Genomic DNA, 346 nt, shown 5'->3' with positions numbered 1-346 from the left:
GTGGCCAGCTCCACGAGAATGCAGTGAGACAGGATCTTGAAGTTGGCGGGATCCACTCTCAGCTGGAAGGCGTGCTGCTCGCTGAGCTCCAGCAGGCCACCAACCAGGTCGTCGATTTTGGCCACAGCCTGACCAATGCCACCCATCACCTTCTTTCCGTGGGCCTTCACTGAGGCAGAGCCGGCAGCAAAGTCTGGCCAGTGGGAGAAGTAGGTCTTGGTTTGCGGGTAGACCGTGAGCATCCTGACCAAGGCATTAGCGCCGATAACGTCAGCTGACTTGGAAATTTTTGCCCAGAGGGCCTTGACGGCAGCCTTGTCCTTATCGTTCAAACTCATGGTGGCTT

1 protein-coding gene is annotated in these 346 nt (G+C 56.9%); it reads right to left on the bottom strand.

The genetic code is table 11. From position 1 onward, the window contains the following. Positions 1–346: globin domain-containing protein (locus J4G32_RS20735; protein WP_210497528.1), on the bottom strand; the 346-nt coding region annotated here is incomplete at both ends.

Origin of the sequence: Microvirga antarctica (genome assembly GCF_017921815.1) — a bacterium.
Taxonomy (GTDB): domain Bacteria; phylum Pseudomonadota; class Alphaproteobacteria; order Rhizobiales; family Beijerinckiaceae; genus Microvirga; species Microvirga antarctica.
This window is presented reverse-complemented; position numbering and strand designations above follow the sequence as displayed.